Below are 20332 nucleotides of genomic sequence, written 5' to 3'. Positions count from 1 at the left end.
CGTTACGCACCCGTGCGCCACTTTCCTCTCTAGCAAGCTAAAGAGTATCGTTCGACTTGCATGTATTAGGCCTGCCGCTAGCGTTCATCCTGAGCCAGGATCAAACTCTCCATTGTAAAATGTTGTTGTTTGAACGCTGACCATTCTTAACTTGTATTAATAATAGTCTTATTCTTATTTGTCTGTCAGAATAGACTTAAAAAACTCGCGCGGCTCATGTACTTTGAACTTGTACGTGTTTACCTCGCTACGTTTGTAAATGACATCTCTTTAATGAACTTCTCGGCAGTACCTCACGGTTGCCTTTATATGTTGCAATGTTTCGCTTTCTAATTCTCTAAGTCTTAATGTTCTTAAAGTTTTTTCAGGCTAACCATTGTTTCAGTCTTATTGTTATCGCCTTGTCAACATCCGTTGTAAAGCTTCCCGTTTTTGTTGGGACTGCAAAGGTAGAAATCTTTTTCGTTTTGTCAAGCTTTTTCTTTTTTATTTTTAGAAGTTTTTAAATCCTTCCAAGAGCTTAACAACAACCTCTACTTTACATCCTTTCAATCCTCAGCACTTATCCTTTTCTCTGTTTCCCTTCCTCCGAAGCGGGATGCAAAAGTAGGAAAATAAACCCGTCCACCAAACAATAATGCACTAATAATCGTATGCAATCCCTAACTGCATGATTTCCAACGCGAAATACTTCAAACTAAATCCAACCGCAGCACCAACCAACCAGGATTGCAGTTTCAAATCCCTTAAAAACCTTTACAGGTCATAGCTATGGCCACTTTAAACGGTTAAAAAAACATTACAGGCCCTACCAAGCCTGGCTTTAAAACACCACTATTATACTATATAACATCAGTAAAAACCCAAAACATGGCCTCGCCCTCAAGAACAGGTGTTGAGAAGGGGTTGAATAGTGCCTTGGAATGACCTTGGGATGAGGTTGGAATGAGGTTGGAATGACCTTGCAATGACCACAGTCATTCTAACCTCATTCCAAAGTCGTTTCAAGGTCGTTCTAATACACTACAGTGGCACTTCTCTTCTATAACTGTACTGGATTCGCTTGACCTGATCGGTTATTTCACTGATTTACTTTAATCAACCCATATCCCCCCCTGTCACCCCCGCTTCAGACTGCAGCAGAACCTAAGCAAAGACCCTGTTAAACAGCAATTTATACAGCCCACAAACAAGGACAAACAAGATCCGGTCCTTTTCAAAAAAAACAAACTCAACCCAAAACTCCTCTTAAACCCCCGCTCACTCTATTAAACACCCCATTTCCCTATACTATATACTATAAGATAGTACCTGAAAAAATCCCATACCAAAACAAGACCAATCCCAATTTTCGGAGTTGATTCACTAAACAATAAAATTTTAAACTGTGGAATTAAGCAATATCCTGAGAAAGCGGGGCAGCTTTCCCTTCCATGGTTTGCTTGTTGATCATAATAACCGCATCATCTAATTCTTTGGAAGATATGGCAAGAAAGTCAATAAACTCCAGCACATCCTCATTACGGGGAGACTCTTTAATTAAACTGATCAGCGCGAGTATATTACTCAATGGCCTTCTCACCTGGTGAGAGTTCAACCAGGCAATCTCTTTAAGCTGTTCATTCTGGCTTAGCAGCTGCTGCTCATATTTTTTCTGTTTGTCAATATCCTGCATTGCACCTATCATGCGGACAGGCTCTCCACACTGATCAAAAATTGCATAACCCCGATCCCTGATATATTTAAAAGAACCATCGGCACACTTATACCGGTACTCCGCAAAGAAGTATTTCTGTTTATCCAACCGGATCTTTTGAAAGGACTCCATTACAGACAACCGGTCATCCGGATGAATCTTTTGCATTGCCCCGAAAAAATCAGGGCTTGAATCTTTTGCATAGCCATAAGTCTCATTATAACCCTGCATCCATTTCAACTGATCAGACACGAAGTCATAATCCCAGATCACATCATTGGTTGCATGGTTAACCGTTTCATATAAATGCAGCAAATCACTAATCTTCTTTTCATCCTTGATAGACTTATCTATATCGACTACCATGACCAGGTATGCCCCATCCTTCAATAAAGGAACAAGATGAAAAGTCGTCTTCACATAAAAACACTCTCCATTTCTCTTGCGATGCAGCCAGATCTCAGATTCGGGATCAGCTTCTCCACAACGGGTCATAAAAGTTTTAATTCGTTCATGTTCTTCTTCCGGGCGAATATCGAACGTAGTCATCTGCAAAAACTCCTGTGTAGTATAGCCGTATAATTTTTTCATGGCTGTATTCACAGAGAGAATCTTAAAACTGCCTTTAGCCATCACATAAATTGCGATTGGACTCGTATTAAATAACTTTTAATAGTTTAACTCAGTAGTTTCCTGATTTTTTTGATAAAAGCGGATAGAGAAAAAGATAATTATGGCCCCTATTACCATAAATACCAAATCCAGCAGCACATGAAAATTTAAAAGGGTGTTATGTTCTATAACGATGGAAGCCCAATCAATCAAGCCGTGCCCGACAAGGAGCGCCGTCACACCAAGCAATAAATAGAAAACTATTATTTTAAGCAAGGACAAGTTCTTCATTTAGCTGGTATTTCTTCTTAACAGATATGCCATTTATCTAAAATAGTAATCAATTATCAAAGATTTATACTTTTAGCCATTAATCTTTATCAAAAGATATTAGAATGCCCTGCACGGTATTTTTTTTTAATACTGACCAGTAGATAATAAAACCAATGTACAAGCTTCAACGGCTTCAATCTGGTTCTCCTGTAATAATGCTTCTAGTTCATCATTTTCTGTTCCAGGATTAAAAATCACACGTTTAGGTTTTGTTTTAAGGATATAATCAAAATAACCGGCTTGTAAATGTGGCCCGATATATAAAGTGATCGTATCCACATCAGTATGAATTACTGAGGGTTTCTCAATTGGAATACCAGCAACTTCGCCGGTTTTAATGCCTACATTAACAATTGAATGGCCTTTCTCTGTCAGCATTTTCGCCGCCAGGTAAGCATATCTTGCTGGATTAGGGCTTGCGCCTATAATTAATGTATTCTTCATTGTTATCTATTTTACGCTCCGGTATCATTAAATCTCTGGTGATACTATTGATAAAAACAGCACCTCCCTTAAATTGTTTAGCTAAACTTCAGGATCGCGTTTGCGCAATTTACACCATCTATTGCTGCAGAAACGATTCCTCCGGCATAACCAGCCCCTTCAGCACAAGGATATAAGCCTATAACTTCCGGATGTTGAAAGGTTTCCCTGTCTCTTGGAATACGCACTGGCGATGAACTCCTGCTTTCAATCCCTACCAGGATAGCTTCATTGGTATAATATCCTTTCATCTTTTTACCAAAAAGCGGAAGCGCATTTTTTAAACTTGACGCAATAAAATCGGGCAGCATATCTTTTAACATCACGCTTTTTGTACCCGGCAGATAAGAATTCTTTGGTAAATCGACAGAAAGACGGTCTTCTACAAAGTCAATCATCCGCTGTGCGGGAGCTACTAAATTACCTCCACCCATCGCAAAAGCCTTTTCTTCGATTTCAGACTGAAAATTCATCATCCGCAGCGGATCTTCACCAGGCACATCTTCTAATGTAACCTGCACGACTGTCCCTGAATTTGCAAAAGGATTATTCCGCTTGGATGGTGACCAGCCGTTTACGACAATTTCATTCTCATAAGTTGCACAGGGTGCGATAATGCCGCCCGGACACATACAAAACGAGAATACTCCCCTGCTGCCCACTTGTTCAACCAGGCTATAATAAGCTGGTGGTAAAAACTCGCTTCTAACCGGGCAATGGTATTGTGCTTCATCAATAATAGCCTGAGGATGCTCGATCCTTACGCCCATTGCAAAAGGTTTAGCTTCTACCAGAATCCCTTTTTGATGTAATAAAGTATAAATATCACGCGCTGAGTGTCCGGTGGCCAAAATAACTGAGTCAGCGGTTAAAGTATAGAGTTCGTTAACGATCACCCCTTTGATTTTCCCTGATTCAATGATAAAATCTGTGACCTTCTGATCAAAATGAACTTCACCGCCAGCTTTTAAGATAGTTTCCCGGATAGCTGTGATAATATGCGGGAGTTTATTGGTTCCGATATGAGGGCGTGCGTCTACCAGAATATCATCTGTAGCCCCATGCTGAACAAAAATCTGGAGTACTTTGTTGATGTCACCGCGTTTATTGGAACGGGTATATAACTTTCCGTCCGAATAGGTTCCTGCGCCACCTTCACCGTAACAATAGTTTGATTCTGTATTAACGATCCCTTCTTTATTGATCAGTGCAAGATCTCTTCTGCGCTGTTTCACGTCTTTTCCACGTTCCAGCACAATAGGTTTCATCCCATTTTCTATACACTGCAAGGCTGCAAAAAGACCAGCCGGACCAGCACCCACAATGATCACCTCTTTCCGAGCACTTACATCCGGATAATTGACTGTAAATTCTTCTTCTGGGCGGGGTTCATCAATGAATACTTTAACCTGCATCCTGAAGATAACTTTGCGGGAACGTGCGTCTATAGATCTTTTAAGGATTTTATATCCTTTGATATGTATACTATCTATTGATAAAACAGCGGAAAGCTTATTTAAAATATGTTCTTCCTGTCCTGCTTCTTCCGGTGCGATGGTGATTTCTATCTCTTTTTGCATAGTTACGTCAGGTATTTATCCTGAATGGCCGCAAAGATAAGAAAACTGGGGTTAAAATAAAGATAGCTGCCAAAACAGGCTATAAGAGGTATGAACTCATATTTTTACATACAAGTTGTCAGGTTTTTCTCCTTAAATGTAACAAAGGTACGGAAATTGAGTTCTAATGTGTAAATTAACACGTAGAAACCAAAACATGATAAAAATGAAAAAAGCAATATTAGGAGTTATCGCTGCCTTGTTCATCACCACTACATTTAGCAGCTGTGGTTATAATACCATGGTTAAACTGGATGAGGATGTAAAAACTAAATGGAACCAGGTAGAAACACAATACCAGAGACGTTCTGATTTGATCCCTAATTTAGTAAGTACTGTAAAAGGTGCAGCTAAATTCGAGCAAGGTACATTAACTGCTGTAATTGAAGCACGTGCACAAGCCAGCCAGATCAAAGTGAGTGCAGATGATTTAACTCCTGAAAAGCTAGAAAAATTCCAGGCTGCACAGGGTCAGATCGGACAGGCTTTAGGTAAATTAATGGTATTGACCGAAAACTATCCGGAATTGAAAGCGACACAACAGTTCAGCGATCTTTCGGTACAATTGGAAGGTACTGAAAACAGAATTGCTGTAGCCCGCAAGGATTTCAACGATGCTGTTCAATCTTATAATGTTAAAGTAAGATCGTTCCCTAACAATTTAACAGCTGGTATGTTTGGTTTCAAGCAAAGAGCTGGTTTCAAAGCAGATGCAGGAGCACAAAATACGCCTAAAGTAGAATTTTAGTAAACGTTTATAATATTTAAGGGTAATGCGTGTTCTTTTAAGAAGATATGTATTACCCTTATCTGTTTAATTTTGATCATTATGCCATTTCTGACAGAACAAGAACAAGACCTGATTACCAATGCAATTGGTGAAGCTGAAAAGCTGACTTCAGGCGAAATTAGAATTGCTGTAGAAAAACATTGTAAAGGTGAAGCTTTTGAAAGAGCTACTGCCTATTTCTCTAAACTGGGTATGGATAAAACGTCACAACAAAATGGCGTGTTAATCTATCTTGCTCATGGTGACCATAAATTTGCCATTATCGGCGACAGAGGGATTCATAAATTAGTACCGGAAGATTTCTGGGAAACTACGCAAATCGCTATGCAGGCTCATTTTGCCGGCGGAAATATTGCAAACGGCCTGATCGCCGGTATCGGACTGATTGGTGAAAAACTAGCGATACATTTCCCTTACCGCAGCGGGGATATTAATGAATTACCAAATGATATTATTTTTATGGATAAGCAGGAAGCAAATTAGATAAGCCCGGATGAAGAAAATATTAATCGCACTATTTCTTACCGTACTCTGTACAGGTGCATTTGCGCAGGAATACCCTGCAAAACCAAATACACTTGTCAATGACTATACGGGCACGCTGTCTGAATCTCAGAAACAACAGCTTGAAAGTAAACTTGTAGCATTTGACGATTCTACCTCTACACAAATTGCGGTTGCAATTGTAAAAAGTGTGGGTGAATACGATATTAACGAATACGCACTGGGCCTGGGCAGAAGCTGGGGCGTTGGGGGCAAAAAAAACAGCAACGGTGTCATGATCGTTGTCGCTTTAGGTGACCGCAAAATAGCCATGCAGACTGGTTATGGTGTAGAGGGCGTATTACCTGATATTATTACCAAGCGGATTATTGACAACGAAATTAAACCTGCATTTAAAGCTGGCGATTATTATGCCGGACTGGATGCGGGTACAACAGCTATTATCAAATATACCAAAGGAGAATATAAAAATGATAACCCGAGAGCAGCTAAAAAAGGCGGTGGCTCTGGTGGGATATTAGTTATTATTATCATCGTTGTAGTCATCATTATTATTATCAGAAAAGGTGGTGGCGGTGATGGTGGCCAGATTATTGGCGGCCGTGGTGTTGGAGAAGCTTTATTCTGGGGCGCATTATTAGGCAGCGGCAGAAGTTCTGGCGGTGGCTGGGGCGGCGGTGGCGGCAGTAGTGGCGGCGGCGGATTCGGTGGCTTCGGCGGCGGTAGCTTCGGTGGCGGCGGTAGTAGTGGAAGTTGGTAAAAGAAGCTGGTAAATATGTATAAAAGAGATTTAATAACTGCCGAGATTCAAAAACTCGGACAAGCAATAGCAAGAATCCTGGGCTTAAAACAGGAAGGCAGGCTGGAAGAGGCTGACAATGGTTTGAATGAAATGCTGGAAGCTGACTTCGGAATCCTGTTTTCAGACCTGGTGGCTTGTGATGCAACAGATTTCATGGCTTTTCTGACGGAGAAAAATTTTCCTTCAGAAAAGCTGGAAATTCTTTCACAGGTGCTTTACCTCAAATTCAATAATACAGTGCTGACTGAAGAAAATAAGTCTGTTGCAGAAAAATTGCAGCTAACTTATCAGACCTTAGAAGTAAAACATCATGTGGTAAACATGAATAACCTGAGCCGTCAAAAGACAGTCGCAGACTTTTTAAAACAGCACGCCTGATACAATACAAACGAATGGAGATTAAAAAATGGGAAAAGCTTTCCTCCAGGTACCTGGTTCAGGAAAGATGGGCGACGCTGCGTGTAGATACTTGTAAATTACAGAATGGTGCGGTTAAAGATGATTATTTCGTATTGGAATATCCTGATTGGGCCAATGCGGTTGCCTTAACAAAAGATAACAAATTGATTTTGGTACGTCAGTACCGTCATGCGGCAGATATTATTTCACTGGAAATTCCTGGTGGGGTTATTGAACCGGGAGAAGATCCGGAACATGGCGTAAAAAGAGAGTTATTGGAAGAGACTGGCTATTCTTTTGAAAGCTGCGAGCTGATTGCAACACTTTATCCTAATCCGGCGACATCCGATAACAGGACATTTACTTATTTATTGACTGGTGGTATTAAAACACAAGAACAGGATCTGGATGAGCATGAGATCTTAAATGTGGAAGAATATACGATCGAAGAAGTCAAACAATTTCTGGTTGACAATAAAATAGAGCAGTCCTTACATACTGCAGCTTTATTTTATGGCTTAATGAAATTGGAAACGATTAAATAGAGATAGTATCAAATAATAAAACGGGCTGCTTTACTCAAAGCAGCCCGTTTTGCATTGGATTAATTTGTATACTTCTTCTTTAAAAGTATAATATCACCGGCTTTAAGGCCTAATTCTTCCGTCATAAACTGATCTACACTTCCGTATTGTTGCGTAATCGCCTTTACCGTAGCAATCAGGTATTCAGGTTTAACTCCAGCCATATCACGGGCTACCTGCTCCTTAATGCCAAATTGTGTCATCATTTTCACCATCTTCTCATTTTCTGTTTTACGGTATTCATTGGTAGCCAGATAATCCTGTAAAACAGTTTCATCAGGCACGCCTATCGCATGTAAAAACAGTGCTGCACCAATCCCTGTACGATCTTTTCCAGCAGTACAATGAAATAGTAAAGCATCCGTGTCCGGCATTTTTAATAACTCCTGAAAAAAGGGTTTGTACTTATCTTTCAAATGTGCAGTCTGACTATAAAATGAGATCATTAAAGAATCTCCGCTAGTGAGTTTCGGCAATATAGCCATCATATTACCCAGACCTTCACTGCCAGCAGCTAATTGCAGGTAGGAAGCACCAGCAGGCAAGCGGTCTTTCGCTTTCGCTACTTCTTCATCACTGCGAAAATCAACTACAGATTTGATATGCTTTTGGGCCAGCAATTTAAGATCGGCATCTGTCAGTTTACTGATTTCTGCAGAGCGATAAACTTTACCCCATTTCACATGTGTTCCTTCACTGGTCTGGTAACCGCCAAGATCTCTGAAATTTACAGCACCCTGAACAGGAACCAATCTGGTAGTATCATTAACTGCTGCGCCTGAAGCTTGCAGACTGGCCAATGCGGAAAAGAATAAAACGACTATTGCTTTCATATATTTATCAAAGATTATTTAAGTAACCACATTTTTTGATTGACATCATCATTACCGCCATATTGCGCGCTGACAGCTGCTTTATAATTTGCAGTATTGTTGTTTTGCTCGTCCAGCGGATATTGCCAGCGAACTGGAATTACACCTGATGGATTAATTCCCGGGCCATTATTGGCAAACTCAGGAATTCCGGTACGCCGCCAGTTATAGAAGGCTTCCCAGGAAGAGTTTTCAAAAAATGCCACGTATTTTTGCTGAAGGATTTGTTTAAGTCCGTCTGCATTATCTCCTTTATAAACCACATTCGGGTGGTTCAGGAAATCATTGATTTTGATCGTCACCTTACCTAAAGTGATCCCTTTAACATCACCAATATCATAACTCTGTCCTTCTGTTAATCCATAGAAACTGATCGAAGCTTTTATCCCGTTCTGGTACCAGTTTGCCGCAGAACCAGCCGCCCAACCCCTGTTAATCGCTTCGGCAATGTTAAAACACAATTCTGGATACCCGATCATTACCGCTGGATCCGGCCCGGTGAAAGTGGTGAAATAACGCTTATAATTTACATAAGAGTACATGCCTTTCGCATCATTTGCAGAAAGTGTACTCTGTGTCAATGCAGTACTTCCGCCAACGTAAGCGCTGAAATCACTCACTGTTTTTCCCGCTTTAATTTCAGCCGGTGCAGGGGTTGCCGCGATAAAAGTACGCGGGTCCTGATTTGCTGTAGTCAGGTCAAGATAAGTTTTTCCCAGATTTTCAAATACGTTATAAGTTTCATCAGGGTTATAGATAAACTTATTCACTGTTGCATTGTATTTAAAAGCAAGGTTATCACTGTTACCCGTTTGAACAGGATATTTACCCGGGTTGTTCAAAATATCAGCAAATTGCTGTTTAACGTTCAGGTCTGCGTTATCATCTGCGCGTTTGCTTAAGCTGATCAATACTCTTAACCGGTAACTGTTGATCACTTTTTGCCATTGCAGATAGGTTAATCCATAAATATCTCCGCCTACAACTGTGCTGGAATTGTCTACACCAACACTCGGTTTAATTGCAATAGTGATAATAGAGTTGGCTTCATCCAATAACTGGAGACTTCTTTTGTAGACATCTTTTTGGGCTTCAAATTTAGGAGTCAGGTTCTTTGAATCTCCTGCTTCTCCGGCAGGAATATCTCCAACCCGCTGTGTTAACCAGACAAAGCTATAAGCCTTAAAAAATCTGCCAAGCGCGCTATAAACACTATTGGTAGTCCCAAGCTGTACCTGCGCCTGGCTTTCCATTTGTTTTACGTATCTCAGCAAATCGTAAGCAGTAGCTGTATTACTGAAAGCATAAGCATTCGTTGCCCGGTAGTAAGCGTTGGTAGAAACGGTAAATTGATTCCATTTACTCAACTGACCAAATGGTTCCTCTCCTACTGCATTTGAAGTTTTCTCTACCACACCGCCGCCCCGGTACATGCTCCAGGTCAAATGGTTTAATAAAAGAGCTACCGGAATATTTGAGTTCTCATTCGCTACGTTCGGGTTAGATAATAAATCGCCCTTCTGGCAGCTTCCCAGTGTAAGTGCAATGGCGATCACACTGGTTATTTTTATAATATTTAATTTCATCTATTTTTATATTTATGTTTTGTTAGATGGAGCCTTTGATGATTAAAATAATTATTGCCCTTCGGGTTTAATAATTATTTTAATCAAGCCGGGTTCATTTGTTTTAAGATTAAAGGGAGGATTAAAAGCCTATACTGATATTCACACCATAACGGCGGGCTGTAGAACTTTGCAGATCGCTTTGTTTACCGCCATTGGCTTTGCTGGACAGGTTAAATCCTGAAGCATACTGGTCAAGATCGATGTCTTTGCGTTTAGCAAAATAAAGCAGGTTTCTACCGATTAAAGAGATACTCGCTGATCTGATACCGGTTTTGGCCAGCATTTTTTTAGGTATCGTATAACCAATCACTACTTCCCTGAGTTTCACAAAAGAACGGCTGATCATAAATGGTTCATCAAACAATCCATAAACTCCGTTTTGTACATAGTTTCTCAGGGTTACCGCTTTGGTGTTCTGAGCGAAGGTCAGCTGATCATAGTTATCAATTTTTCCGTTCGTATAATGTGGGGTACCCGAAGTAATCACCACTCCATTCCCAACCATTGCACCTGTTGCATTGATGGTTCCTCCGTTAGTACTCTGCCATTCTTTTAAACGTGCGTCTCCGTACTGTCCTTCTACCAAATCAATAGCTGTACCTGCATTTAACATCTGTGCATAAGCATAATCAAATATTTTACCTCCGATACGTCCATCAAACTGGAAGCTGAAACTGAAGTTTTTATACCCGAACCTGTTGTTGAAGCCGAACACGAAGTCTGGATTCGCATAACCTAATAACTGGTTATTGTTTACACCTGCTTGCTGTGCTAACGGTAATCCACTGGCATCATGGATAATTTGTCCATCCGCAGATCTGACATAAGCACGTCCGTAAATCCCGTCCAGACGCTCTCCGACTTTGTAATTGTGGTTATTGATCGCCCAGCCATCTACACCATCATAGATTTTGCTTAGCGTTTCTTTGTAAGTTGATACGTTGGCCATCACATCCCAGGTAAAACCACTTTGAGTTTTAACAGGCGTACCCGTTATAGAAAGCTCCCATCCTTTTTTCTTTGAGGTGATCGCATTTACACTTTCAGTCGCATAACTTGTGGAATTGGCCACTGGCAATTGAAATACCAGCGGGCCATTGATAGAAGTGAAATAAGTAAAATCAACACCTAATCTGTTTTTCAGGAATTTGATTTCCGTTCCTGCTTCATAAGATTTTACATCAAACGGCTTAATTTGATTATTCGCGATATTCTTTGAGAAGTCAACTGATGGCGTGTTATTGTAATAAGTATTCACATTATAGGTATTTTGGTTATCATAAGTAGGGCCGTCATATGAGCTGTATAACTCTGTTCCGTAACCGCCATAAGTACCACCACCTAATAAATTACCAACCGTATTACCTGTTAAGGCATTGTATGCTGTTCCGATCGTCGGGCTTGTCAATGCGCCTCGTACATCTGCGAAAGAGCCGCGCAATTTCCAGAAAGAGATCGCTTCAGGTAATTTAACGTAATCACTCACTACTGAACTTAAGGATACCGAAGGATAAAAGAAAACATCATTGCCTTTTGGCAGGGTAGAAAGTTTATCTACACGACCTGTAGTATTGATGTTCAACCAGTTCTTAATACCAAAGTCAAAAGTATAATACCCACTTGACACCTGCATTTTAGAGCCGAAGTTGTAAGATTTAACCGGGCCTTGTGAGTTAGCGAGGTTATAAACGCCCGGTAAGGTTAAAGCATAAGTTGTTGCCCAGGTAGAGTTATATTCAAATGTTCTTAAGTTCGCACCTGCAGAACCCGAGAACGTGAAGTCATCACTGATTTTTTTGTTATAATTAGCCAGGAAATCGTGGTTATGTTCCACTAAAGTCCGCTGATCTTCTCTGTAGTCTCCGTACCAGATGTTATAAACACCATTGGATTTATTGAAATAGTAATCATTTACGTATTGATTTAAGTTCGTAGATGGCGGAACTTTTTCTGTACGCAGTTGATTCCAGGTGGTGATCTGAGAGCGCAAGCTGAAGTTCAGGTTATCATTTACCTTATAACTTAATTTCGCATATCCGTTGATGTCTGTTTTTTTATGGCTGTGCAACCATTCGTTAGCTGTAAAATAAGGATTGTTATGTCTGCCGTATTCTACGAAATTCTGCACCAGCCCCGGACGGCCACGCGGACCTCCGAAATAATCTTTAACGTCATTCAGGTCCCAGCTGGAAGATCCGTATACTTTAAACTGGTAAACGTAACTGTTAGGACCGTAAGAAACATCTGGAATATTTGGTGTGTACTGGGAGTTTAAATTAAGGTTAGCATCCATTCTCCATTTAGAGCTGAAGTTATAACCGCCGTAAAGATTCAGGTTATCAATATTCAGCTTAGTATTCGGGGCCATCCCCTTTTGATAAGTATGACTTACTGAGGTACGCATATCATATTTTTCGCCCGATGCGCTTACCGAAACATTGTTCGTACTCAGGATACCAGTCTGCATGAAATTCTCAAAGTTTTTAGCTCCTTTAGAAAGCCATGGTGTTTTACTCCGGATTCCGGTGACCGGATCTACCGGACTATCATATTGCGCGACACCTTGTCCGTCAAATTTAGGTCCCCAGATATTTGTTCTTCTATAACTTCCATCCAGATCGTAAAGGTCATTTCCGTAGGCGTATTTGTAGTCATTTCCATAACCATATTCTGTTTGTGCTTTTGGAACAGCAGTAAATCCTTTCTCCAGCATGGTACTGCTGTTGAATTCGACGCTGAAACCACGGTCATCTTTAGTCCCTTTTTTGGTCGTAACCAATATCGCTCCATTTTGTCCTCTGAATCCGTATAGAGCCGCAGCATTAGGGCCTTTCAGCACGGTATAAGTTTCTATATCATCTGCACTGATATTCCAGGTATCCGAGTTAACGGGTACACCGTCTACTACAAATAAAAGGTCCGTACTTCCTCTTAAAACCAATTGAGGGCGGCCAAGAAGTTCAGCACTTCCTCCAACTGTTAATCCTGCAATTTTACCGGTCAACGAGTTAATTGCATTAGGCTCTCTGGCTTTTACCAGTTCACTTCCTTTAATTTCCTGGGTCGCATAACCGATTTTTCTGATGTCTTTTTTGATACCAAGAGCGGTTACAACAACTTCCGTAAGTTGCTGAGAATCATTTTTTAATGCTATCTGTAAGGCAGTTTCCCCATTCACAATGATCTCCTGTGTCAGGTAACCGATAGAGGTGATAACGATGGTCTTACCTTTTGGTACGCTCAATGTAAAAATTCCATTGGCCGAACTTACTGTACCTGTTGAGGTTCCTTTTATTTTTACACTGACACCGGGAACAGGCGCTTTAGTCTCGTCTGTGACTGTTCCTCTGATGGGCACATTTTGTGCAAATAGCTGTACAGCGGTTAATAATACAAATGCAGTTGTCAGCAGCATTCTTACAAAATTGGGTAGTTTTTTTTCCATGAGCTTTTATTAGATTATTACTGCACGAAAATATCTGGTAGGTATTAGGGAATTGTTTGCTCTGGAATATGATAAAATGATTTATCAACTCGTTTTAGGGGACAAGTAGCAGATTTCTGTATTTAATGTTAAGGAATTGAAAATTTCGATGCCAAAGGCCGGAATTCCAGAAAACGGTGTAACTTATTGATTACAATAGCTTGTAATCATTTGATAAAAGCTTTGTGCTTATTTGATATAAATATTCGTGATCAGCTGATAGAAAAATGAGCAGCGTGATCAACTCATTTTGAGTTTCTTCTGAATATCGTGTACATAACCTTTAAACTTCTTATCGGTATCAATCAGATCTTCCACAGTCTGGCAGGCATAAATTACTGTAGAGTGATCGCGGCCACCAAAAAAAGCACCGATAGTTTTCAAAGAAGATTTAGTATGGCTTTTGGACAGGTACATAGAAATCTGCCGTGCCTGTACGATTTCTCTTTTACGGGTGGGTGATTTAACCATATCTACAGGGACTTCAAAGTACTCACATACCAGTTTCTGGATGTATTCCATAGAAATCTCTTTCGTTGTATTTTTGATAAAGTTCTTCAGCATTTGTTTCGCTAAAGAAAGATCAATATCTTTTTTATTCAGGGTAGACTGGGCAAGCAGGGAAACCATTGCTCCTTCCAGCTCTCTGACGTTGTTATCAATATTATTGGCTACGTATTCGACAACTTCCTGCGGAAGCTCAATGCCGTCAGCGTACATTTTCTTTCTCAGAATAGCAATCCTGGTTTCCAGATCAGGAATTTGCAGATCTGCTGAAAGCCCCCATTTGAACCTGCTCAGCAGTCTTTCTTCCAGCCCGGCCAGGTCTTTAGGTGCTTTGTCTGAAGTCAGGATAACTTGTTTGCCTGATTGGTGCAGGTGATTGAAAATATGAAAGAAAATGTCTTGTGTTTTCTCTTTTCCGGCGAAGTTATGTACATCATCCATAATGATCACGTCCATGGCCTGGTAAAAATTCACAAAATCGTTGATGGTATTGTTTTTCAGAGAGTCTACAAATTGCTGGCAGAATTTCTCGCAGGAAACATAGATCACCAGTTTGTCGGGCATTGTCCGTTTAATTTCATTCCCTATGGCCTGGGCCAAATGGGTCTTTCCCAAACCTACTCCGCCATAAATCATTAAAGGATTAAATGAAGTGCCTCCCGGTTTGGCTGCAACAGCATAACCTGCTGAACGGGCAAGGCGGTTACAGTCACCTTCAATATAGTTTTCGAAAGTATAGTTTGAGTTGAGCTGAGGGTCTACATTCAGCTTTTTAAGTCCTGGAATTATAAAAGGGTTCTTAATGTCCTTGTTTATAGAAACAGGTATTGGCATAGATTGCAATTTAGCTTCTGCCCCGTTTCCGCTGGAGGGCATGTTGGTGGTATAGGGTGAACCGCTATTGGAAGATTTGTCTACCACAATGTTGTATTCGAGTCTGCCTTCGTCTCCAAGTTGCTTTTTAACAGTCTTGCGCAGCAGCCCCACATAGTGTTCTTCCAGCCATTCATAGAAAAATAAACTAGGCACCTGTATTGTTAAAACTTTGCCATCAAGTTTAAGGGCAGAAATCGGTTCGAACCAAGTTTTAAAACTTTGGCTCGGGATATTGTCCTTAATAATTTGAAGACAGTTTTTCCATACTTCGGTACAAGTTTTTTCCATAGTGCCCTAAATATATTAATGATTTTCCCGAAGAAAACAGCCTGCGAAAACTGAGGTTCCGAGAGATCGAAGATTCAAAAAATTATCAACAAAAAAAACTAAAATTTCATTTATTTAGTAAACACCTAATCAGCAGAGCAATACCATAGTTAACCTAAATTTATTATGTGGATAACTATTTTTTAACAGTTGATTAATACTCACCAAAAACACCGCGTAATACGTCTGCAATCTCTCCTAAAGTTGCATAAGCTTCTACTGCAGTCAGGATAAGCGGCATCAGGTTTTCTGTTGACTCTGCTCCTTTCTTCAAGTTAGCTAAAGCAATCGCAACATCCTCATTATTTCTTTCTTTTTTTAGTTTATTAATTTTATCCGTCTGGATAGTTCTTATTGATTCATCAATCCTTAAGGTATCGGTAATTCCTTCTTTTTGCTGTGTAAATTTATTCACCCCGACAATCACCCTGGTGGCTTCTTCGACTTCTACCTGGTAGGCGTAAGCTGCATCTGCAATTTCATTCTGAATATACCCGTTTTCTATCGCATTGACAGAGCCTCCCATGGCATCAATCTTATCAATGTATAACTGGGCTGCTGCTTCAATTTCATTGGTCAGGTTTTCTACAAAGAAAGAACCTGCTAATGGGTCTACTGTTTCAGTTACCCCACTTTCAAAAGCAATCACCTGCTGTGTTCGCAAGGCAATTTTAGCTGCCGCTTCTGTGGGAAGTGAGAGTGCCTCATCAAATCCGTTGGTATGCAATGATTGTGTACCGCCAAGGACGGCTGCCATGGCTTGATTAGTTACTCTGACAATATTGTTCATGGGCTGCTGCGCGGTTAGCGTAGAGCCGCCCGTTTGGGTGTGAAACCGCAGCATCTGTGCTTTCTCATCTGTTGCTCCCAAAGTTTTGGTAATATTTGCCCACATTCTTCTTGCTGCGCGGAATTTTGCGATCTCTTCAAAGAAATTGTTGTGGCAATTGAAAAAGAAGGAAAGTCGTTTCGCAAAAATGTTAATGTCGAGCCCTTTTTCCAGTGCGGCATTCAGATAGGCTTTTCCATTGGCCAGTGTAAAGGCTAATTCTTGTACGGCGGTAGAGCCTGCTTCGCGGATGTGATAACCGGAAATAGAAATCGTATTCCATTTGGGTACTTCTTTACTGCAGTATTCGAAAATATCAGTAATGATCCGCATGGAAGATTTGGGTGGATAGATATAGGTTCCTCTTGCGGCATATTCTTTTAAAATATCATTCTGTATGGTCCCTGAAATCTGCTTAATGTCTGCGCCTTGCTTTTTAGCGAGTGCGATATACATCGCCAGTAATATGGAAGCTGTAGCATTGATAGTCATAGAAGTGGTGATTTTCTCCAGTTCAATTCCATCAAACAGCGTTTCAATATCTTTGAGAGAGTCAATGGCTACACCAACTTTACCAACTTCGCCTTCGGCCATTTCATGGTCAGAGTCATAACCGATCTGTGTGGGAAGGTCAAATGCGACTGACAGGCCCATCGTTCCTTGTTGTAACAGGTAGTGGTAACGTTTATTGGATTCTTCGGCTGTACTAAAACCTGCGTATTGTCGCATAGTCCATAGTCTGCCGCGGTACATGTCTTTTTGAATCCCCCTGGTATAGGGAAACTGACCTGGTTTTTCAGCCATCGGCTCAGCGAGGGTGTAAGTCGCCTTTATTTCAATCCCGGAGCTGGTTACGAATTTTTTATCTTCCATATTAAAATAACTGATGAATGTCTTTTTGAATCAATTCCAGGCTAAGGTCGTATGGATTTTCAGGAATTGCGGCCATATGTTCCAATACTTTTCTGCTGAGGTCTATCCCGCTTGCATCCGCTGGTAATCCTGCTACTGCATTATTGAGCATGGCCAGGGTGTCTTCTTTTAGTTTGCGCAATACGTTCCAGCTGACAGGGTTTACGTAGAGTTGCTGGGTTACATTATGCTGATATTCTGTTCTGATTTCATTTAAAATGACTGCTTGCAGTTCTTTTGCAGAGATTCCTGGCTGATATAGTCTGACAAACAAATTTGCGGGGTTAATGCGTTCTATAAAAACAATCATCCTTTCGTGAGCTTGTAACCGTAGTGGCAGTAAATGGCTGCGTTCTTCTTTTCTGGCTTCAAAAGATTTTAAGCTGAAATATTTCTGCACTTCATTCCGGACCAGGTACCAGGCAAAAGCTACGGTAATGCTGCCTCCTGCGGCCAGAACGGCCACTAGTGTCAAAGAGTATTGTATATTCATCTGGTTGTATTTGTCTTCAGCAAAAATGTATTTTTATTTCTATAAATCTCGCAATTTATTCATTTGTGTTTGGGAAGCTTTTTTAGAAGCAGTCTAAATTCTTGACTTCAAATTGACGGTCTTGTCACTTTATGTTATACAGTATAAACCATTTGTTATTATCTTTGTTGCAACAATCCTGATTTTGGACTAAGTACCATAAGGATATATTTGTTATTCCAAATTAGAAATATCATGAGTACAGTAGATACAGCGTTTGCACCAGTTTCTTTTACTGAAACGGCTTTAAAAGAACTTTTGAAATTAAAAGATCAGCAGGAAATTGCTGACGATTTTGGTTTGCGTGTTGGTGTTGAAGGTGGCGGATGTTCAGGTATGAGCTATTTGCTGGGTTTTGACCAGAAAAAAGACGGTGACCAGGAATTTATAATCAATGGAATGAAAATTTTCATGAATAAGGCACATCAGATGTATTTGCTGGGTATGCAGGTAGATTGGCAGGATGGTTTAAACTCACGCGGTTTTACTTTTAGTAATCCGAATGCAGAAAGCACCTGCGGTTGCGGAACCAGCTTTTCAGTATAATTAAAACATTTTCTTTGTAACATTTTAAAAGTCCCGTTGTCCTAACAGCGGGACTTTTTATTTTTTATGCCCGTCCAAATTAGATCTCGAAGAAATGACCTATACAGAAAATATAAGGCTTGCCCTGCAATCTATAAGAAGTAATCGTTTGCGCACGATGCTGACTGCATTGATCATAGCAATTGGTTTATCGGCATTGGTAGGGATCCTAACAACTCTGGACGCGGTAAAAACGAGTATGACTGATGCTTTTTCGAGCATGGGTGCGAATGCTTTCACGATTAGAAATAAGGGTACGGGGATTCGTTTTGGTGGCCCCGGACAGGAGGCAAAGTCTTCTAAGGCTATCCGTTATGAGGATGCGATTGCGTTAAAGAAACAGTTTGTGGGCCCGGCGACGGTGACAGTAAGTGTAATTGCTTCTGGTGCGGCGACTGCCAAGTATGGGCAGGAGAAAACGAATCCGAATATCAACATCAGGGGGATTGATGAGAATGGTTTGAAGTCACTGGGTGCTGATATTTCAAATGGCCGTAATTTCACTCCTGAGGAGTCTGATCAGGGGGCAAATATTTGTATTCTTGGTAGTGAGATTGCGACAACTTTATTTAAGAAGGAGTCTCCTATTGATAAATTTATAAATGCTGGTGGTAACCGGGTGAAGGTGATCGGCGTGTTGGTGTCTAAGGGCTCTGGTATGGGTTTTAGTACGGACAGGGCAATCTTCTTTCCGCTTTACAAGGCAAAAGTAATCAATGCTGCGCCGAATCCTTCGTATACGATCAGTGTGATGGTGTTGAAGCCGGAACAGATGGAGAATGTGATTGGTGAGGCTACGGCTGAGTTCAGAAATATCAGAAAGATAAAGATTAAGGAGTCAAATGATTTCGAGATCACCAAGAGTGATGCGCTTGCACAGACTTTGTTTAAGGATTTGGCAATGATTGCGGTGGGTGGTATTGCGATTGGAATCATTACTTTGATAGGGGCTTCTATTGGTTTAATGAACATCATGCTGGTTTCGGTAACGGAGCGTACGCGCGAGATTGGAATCAGAAAGGCTATTGGTGCGAATCCTTCGGTCATCAGGAAGCAGTTTCTGATTGAAGCGATCATCATTTGTTTGATGGGCGGGGCTATGGGAATTTTGTTCGGCGTGTTATTGGGGAATGCGATTTCGCTGATGATGGGTGGTTCGTTTATTATTCCGTGGTTTTTTATTTTTGGTGGGTTTGCGTTGTGTGTGCTTGTAGGGGTTGCATCAGGGTATTATCCGGCGAAAAAGGCTTCGAAGTTAGATCCTGTAGAGGCTTTACGTTACGAATAGAGTTTCAAAAAAAGCCCTGATACTATATGCTGCCGACGCCCCCTGAAGAGGGGCCAAGGTCAGCATATAGTATCAGGGCTTTTTTTGAAATCCAACGGGCACTCCAATTCTTGGTTGGTGGCTAACTGTTATTGGGATTACATAGTTTGTTAGATGGTAATAATTGTTAGTTGTTAATGTTAGATGCTAATTGTTAGGTGGCAATAATTGTTAGTTGCTGATTGTTAGACGCTAATTGTTAAGTGGCAATAATTGTTAGTTGTTAATGTTAGATACTAATTGTTAGGTGGCAATAATTGTTAGTTGTTAATGTTAGATTGGACTTGCTATATTTGAGTAGACACGGAGTTAAGGGATTTACATACCTTAACAGAAATTATGTCACGAGAGAGAAAAGCATACCCGAAGGAGTTCAAACTGATGAGTGTTGAACTGAGTTACACCCGCCCAGATCTAACGACCCTTGCGAAGGAATTGGATATCAACGTCACGTTATTATATAGATGGCGGAAGGAATTTTCAAGTAAGCAAGGCAGTAGTTTCCCTGGTAATGGGAATGTTATCCTCAGCGCAGCCGAGCAAGAAGTGGCTAATTTGAAAAAAGAACTGCGTGAAACGCAAATGGAGCGTGATATCCTAAAAAAGGCTATCAGCATTTTCTCCAAGGGCG

At 40.7% G+C, this 20332-nt stretch carries 16 protein-coding genes, 1 rRNA gene and 1 pseudogene; 8 read left to right on the top strand and 10 right to left on the bottom strand.

Translation table 11 applies throughout. The annotated features are described in order from the left end of the window. From LY11_RS25650 to LY11_RS25630, 4 genes and pseudogenes are all read right to left on the bottom strand, one after another. Positions 1 to 116 (bottom strand): 16S ribosomal RNA (locus LY11_RS25650); the annotation flags it as partial. Between the two features lie 1277 nt (positions 117 to 1393). Then, positions 1394 to 2350: pseudogene (locus LY11_RS27330) on the bottom strand (PAS domain-containing protein); the annotation flags it as partial. 375 nt (positions 2351 to 2725) lie between these two features. Next, positions 2726 to 3085: a CoA-binding protein gene (locus LY11_RS25635; protein WP_111636435.1), complete on the bottom strand. Its 360-nt coding sequence runs from the start codon at positions 3083 to 3085 to the stop codon at positions 2726 to 2728. Positions 3086 to 3162: 77 nt separating this feature from the next. Further along, entirely contained in the window at positions 3163 to 4704 is a 1542-nt protein-coding gene (locus LY11_RS25630) for an NAD(P)/FAD-dependent oxidoreductase (RefSeq protein ID WP_111636434.1), read from the bottom strand. Between the two features lie 205 nt (positions 4705 to 4909). On the opposite strand from LY11_RS25630, the gene LY11_RS25625 reads away from it, so the two are divergent. From LY11_RS25625 to LY11_RS25605, 5 genes are all read left to right on the top strand, one after another. Continuing rightward, complete coding sequence (locus LY11_RS25625; protein ID WP_111636439.1) at positions 4910 to 5491, top strand: LemA family protein; 582 nt, start codon at positions 4910 to 4912, stop codon at positions 5489 to 5491. 81 nt (positions 5492 to 5572) lie between these two features. After that, a complete protein-coding gene (locus LY11_RS25620) occupies positions 5573 to 6016 on the top strand; it encodes a TPM domain-containing protein (RefSeq protein WP_111636433.1) in 444 nt (147 codons plus the stop codon). A 10-nt stretch (positions 6017 to 6026) separates the two neighbouring features. After that, positions 6027 to 6797, top strand: coding sequence for a TPM domain-containing protein (locus LY11_RS25615; protein WP_111636432.1), 771 nt, complete (start codon positions 6027 to 6029; stop codon positions 6795 to 6797). A gap of 15 nt (positions 6798 to 6812) precedes the next feature. Next, the gene (locus LY11_RS25610; RefSeq protein ID WP_111636431.1) at positions 6813 to 7217 is read left to right on the top strand and encodes a hypothetical protein; all 405 of its coding nucleotides are present in this window, start codon (positions 6813 to 6815) and stop codon (positions 7215 to 7217) included. A 14-nt stretch (positions 7218 to 7231) separates the two neighbouring features. Next, positions 7232 to 7783: an NUDIX hydrolase gene (locus tag LY11_RS25605; protein ID WP_211321660.1), complete on the top strand. Its 552-nt coding sequence runs from the start codon at positions 7232 to 7234 to the stop codon at positions 7781 to 7783. A 59-nt stretch (positions 7784 to 7842) separates the two neighbouring features. Here the strand turns inward: LY11_RS25605 and LY11_RS25600 are convergent, their stop codons facing one another. The 6 genes from LY11_RS25600 to LY11_RS25575 all read right to left on the bottom strand — a co-directional run bounded on the left by LY11_RS25600 (position 7843) and on the right by LY11_RS25575 (position 17750). Then, positions 7843 to 8655, bottom strand: a complete 813-nt coding sequence (locus LY11_RS25600) for a tyrosine-protein phosphatase (protein WP_111636430.1) — start codon at positions 8653 to 8655, stop codon at positions 7843 to 7845. 14 nt (positions 8656 to 8669) lie between these two features. After that, positions 8670 to 10280, bottom strand: a complete 1611-nt coding sequence (locus LY11_RS25595) for a SusD/RagB family nutrient-binding outer membrane lipoprotein (protein WP_111636429.1) — start codon at positions 10278 to 10280, stop codon at positions 8670 to 8672. Between the two features lie 121 nt (positions 10281 to 10401). Continuing rightward, positions 10402 to 13767 carry a SusC/RagA family TonB-linked outer membrane protein gene (locus tag LY11_RS25590; protein WP_211321659.1) on the bottom strand — a complete coding sequence of 1122 codons (3366 nt, stop codon included), beginning with the start codon at positions 13765 to 13767 and terminating at the stop codon, positions 10402 to 10404. Between the two features lie 279 nt (positions 13768 to 14046). After that, a complete protein-coding gene (dnaA, locus tag LY11_RS25585; RefSeq protein ID WP_111636427.1) occupies positions 14047 to 15477 on the bottom strand; it encodes a chromosomal replication initiator protein DnaA in 1431 nt (476 codons plus the stop codon). A gap of 193 nt (positions 15478 to 15670) precedes the next feature. Next, complete coding sequence (locus tag LY11_RS25580) at positions 15671 to 17218, bottom strand: acyl-CoA mutase large subunit family protein (RefSeq protein WP_111636426.1); 1548 nt, start codon at positions 17216 to 17218, stop codon at positions 15671 to 15673. Position 17219: 1 nt separating this feature from the next. Next, entirely contained in the window at positions 17220 to 17750 is a 531-nt protein-coding gene (locus tag LY11_RS25575; RefSeq protein ID WP_111636425.1) for a DUF7935 family protein, read from the bottom strand. Between the two features lie 234 nt (positions 17751 to 17984). Between LY11_RS25575 and LY11_RS25570 the strand changes: the two genes are divergently transcribed. The 3 genes from LY11_RS25570 to LY11_RS25560 all read left to right on the top strand — a co-directional run. Further along, entirely contained in the window at positions 17985 to 18335 is a 351-nt protein-coding gene (locus LY11_RS25570) for a HesB/IscA family protein (protein WP_068406949.1), read from the top strand. 94 nt (positions 18336 to 18429) lie between these two features. After that, positions 18430 to 19662 (top strand): ABC transporter permease, encoded by a 1233-nt coding sequence (locus tag LY11_RS25565; protein WP_111636424.1) that lies wholly within the window; start codon positions 18430 to 18432, stop codon positions 19660 to 19662. A 378-nt stretch (positions 19663 to 20040) separates the two neighbouring features. Then, positions 20041 to 20332: transposase (locus tag LY11_RS25560; protein WP_146610931.1), on the top strand; the 292-nt coding region annotated here is incomplete at its 3' end.

The organism is Pedobacter cryoconitis (assembly GCF_003259615.1).
Classification (GTDB): Bacteria; Bacteroidota; Bacteroidia; order Sphingobacteriales; family Sphingobacteriaceae; genus Pedobacter; species Pedobacter cryoconitis.
The sequence above is the reverse complement of the archived record's forward strand: the minus strand, read 5'-3'. Positions and strand labels throughout refer to the sequence as shown.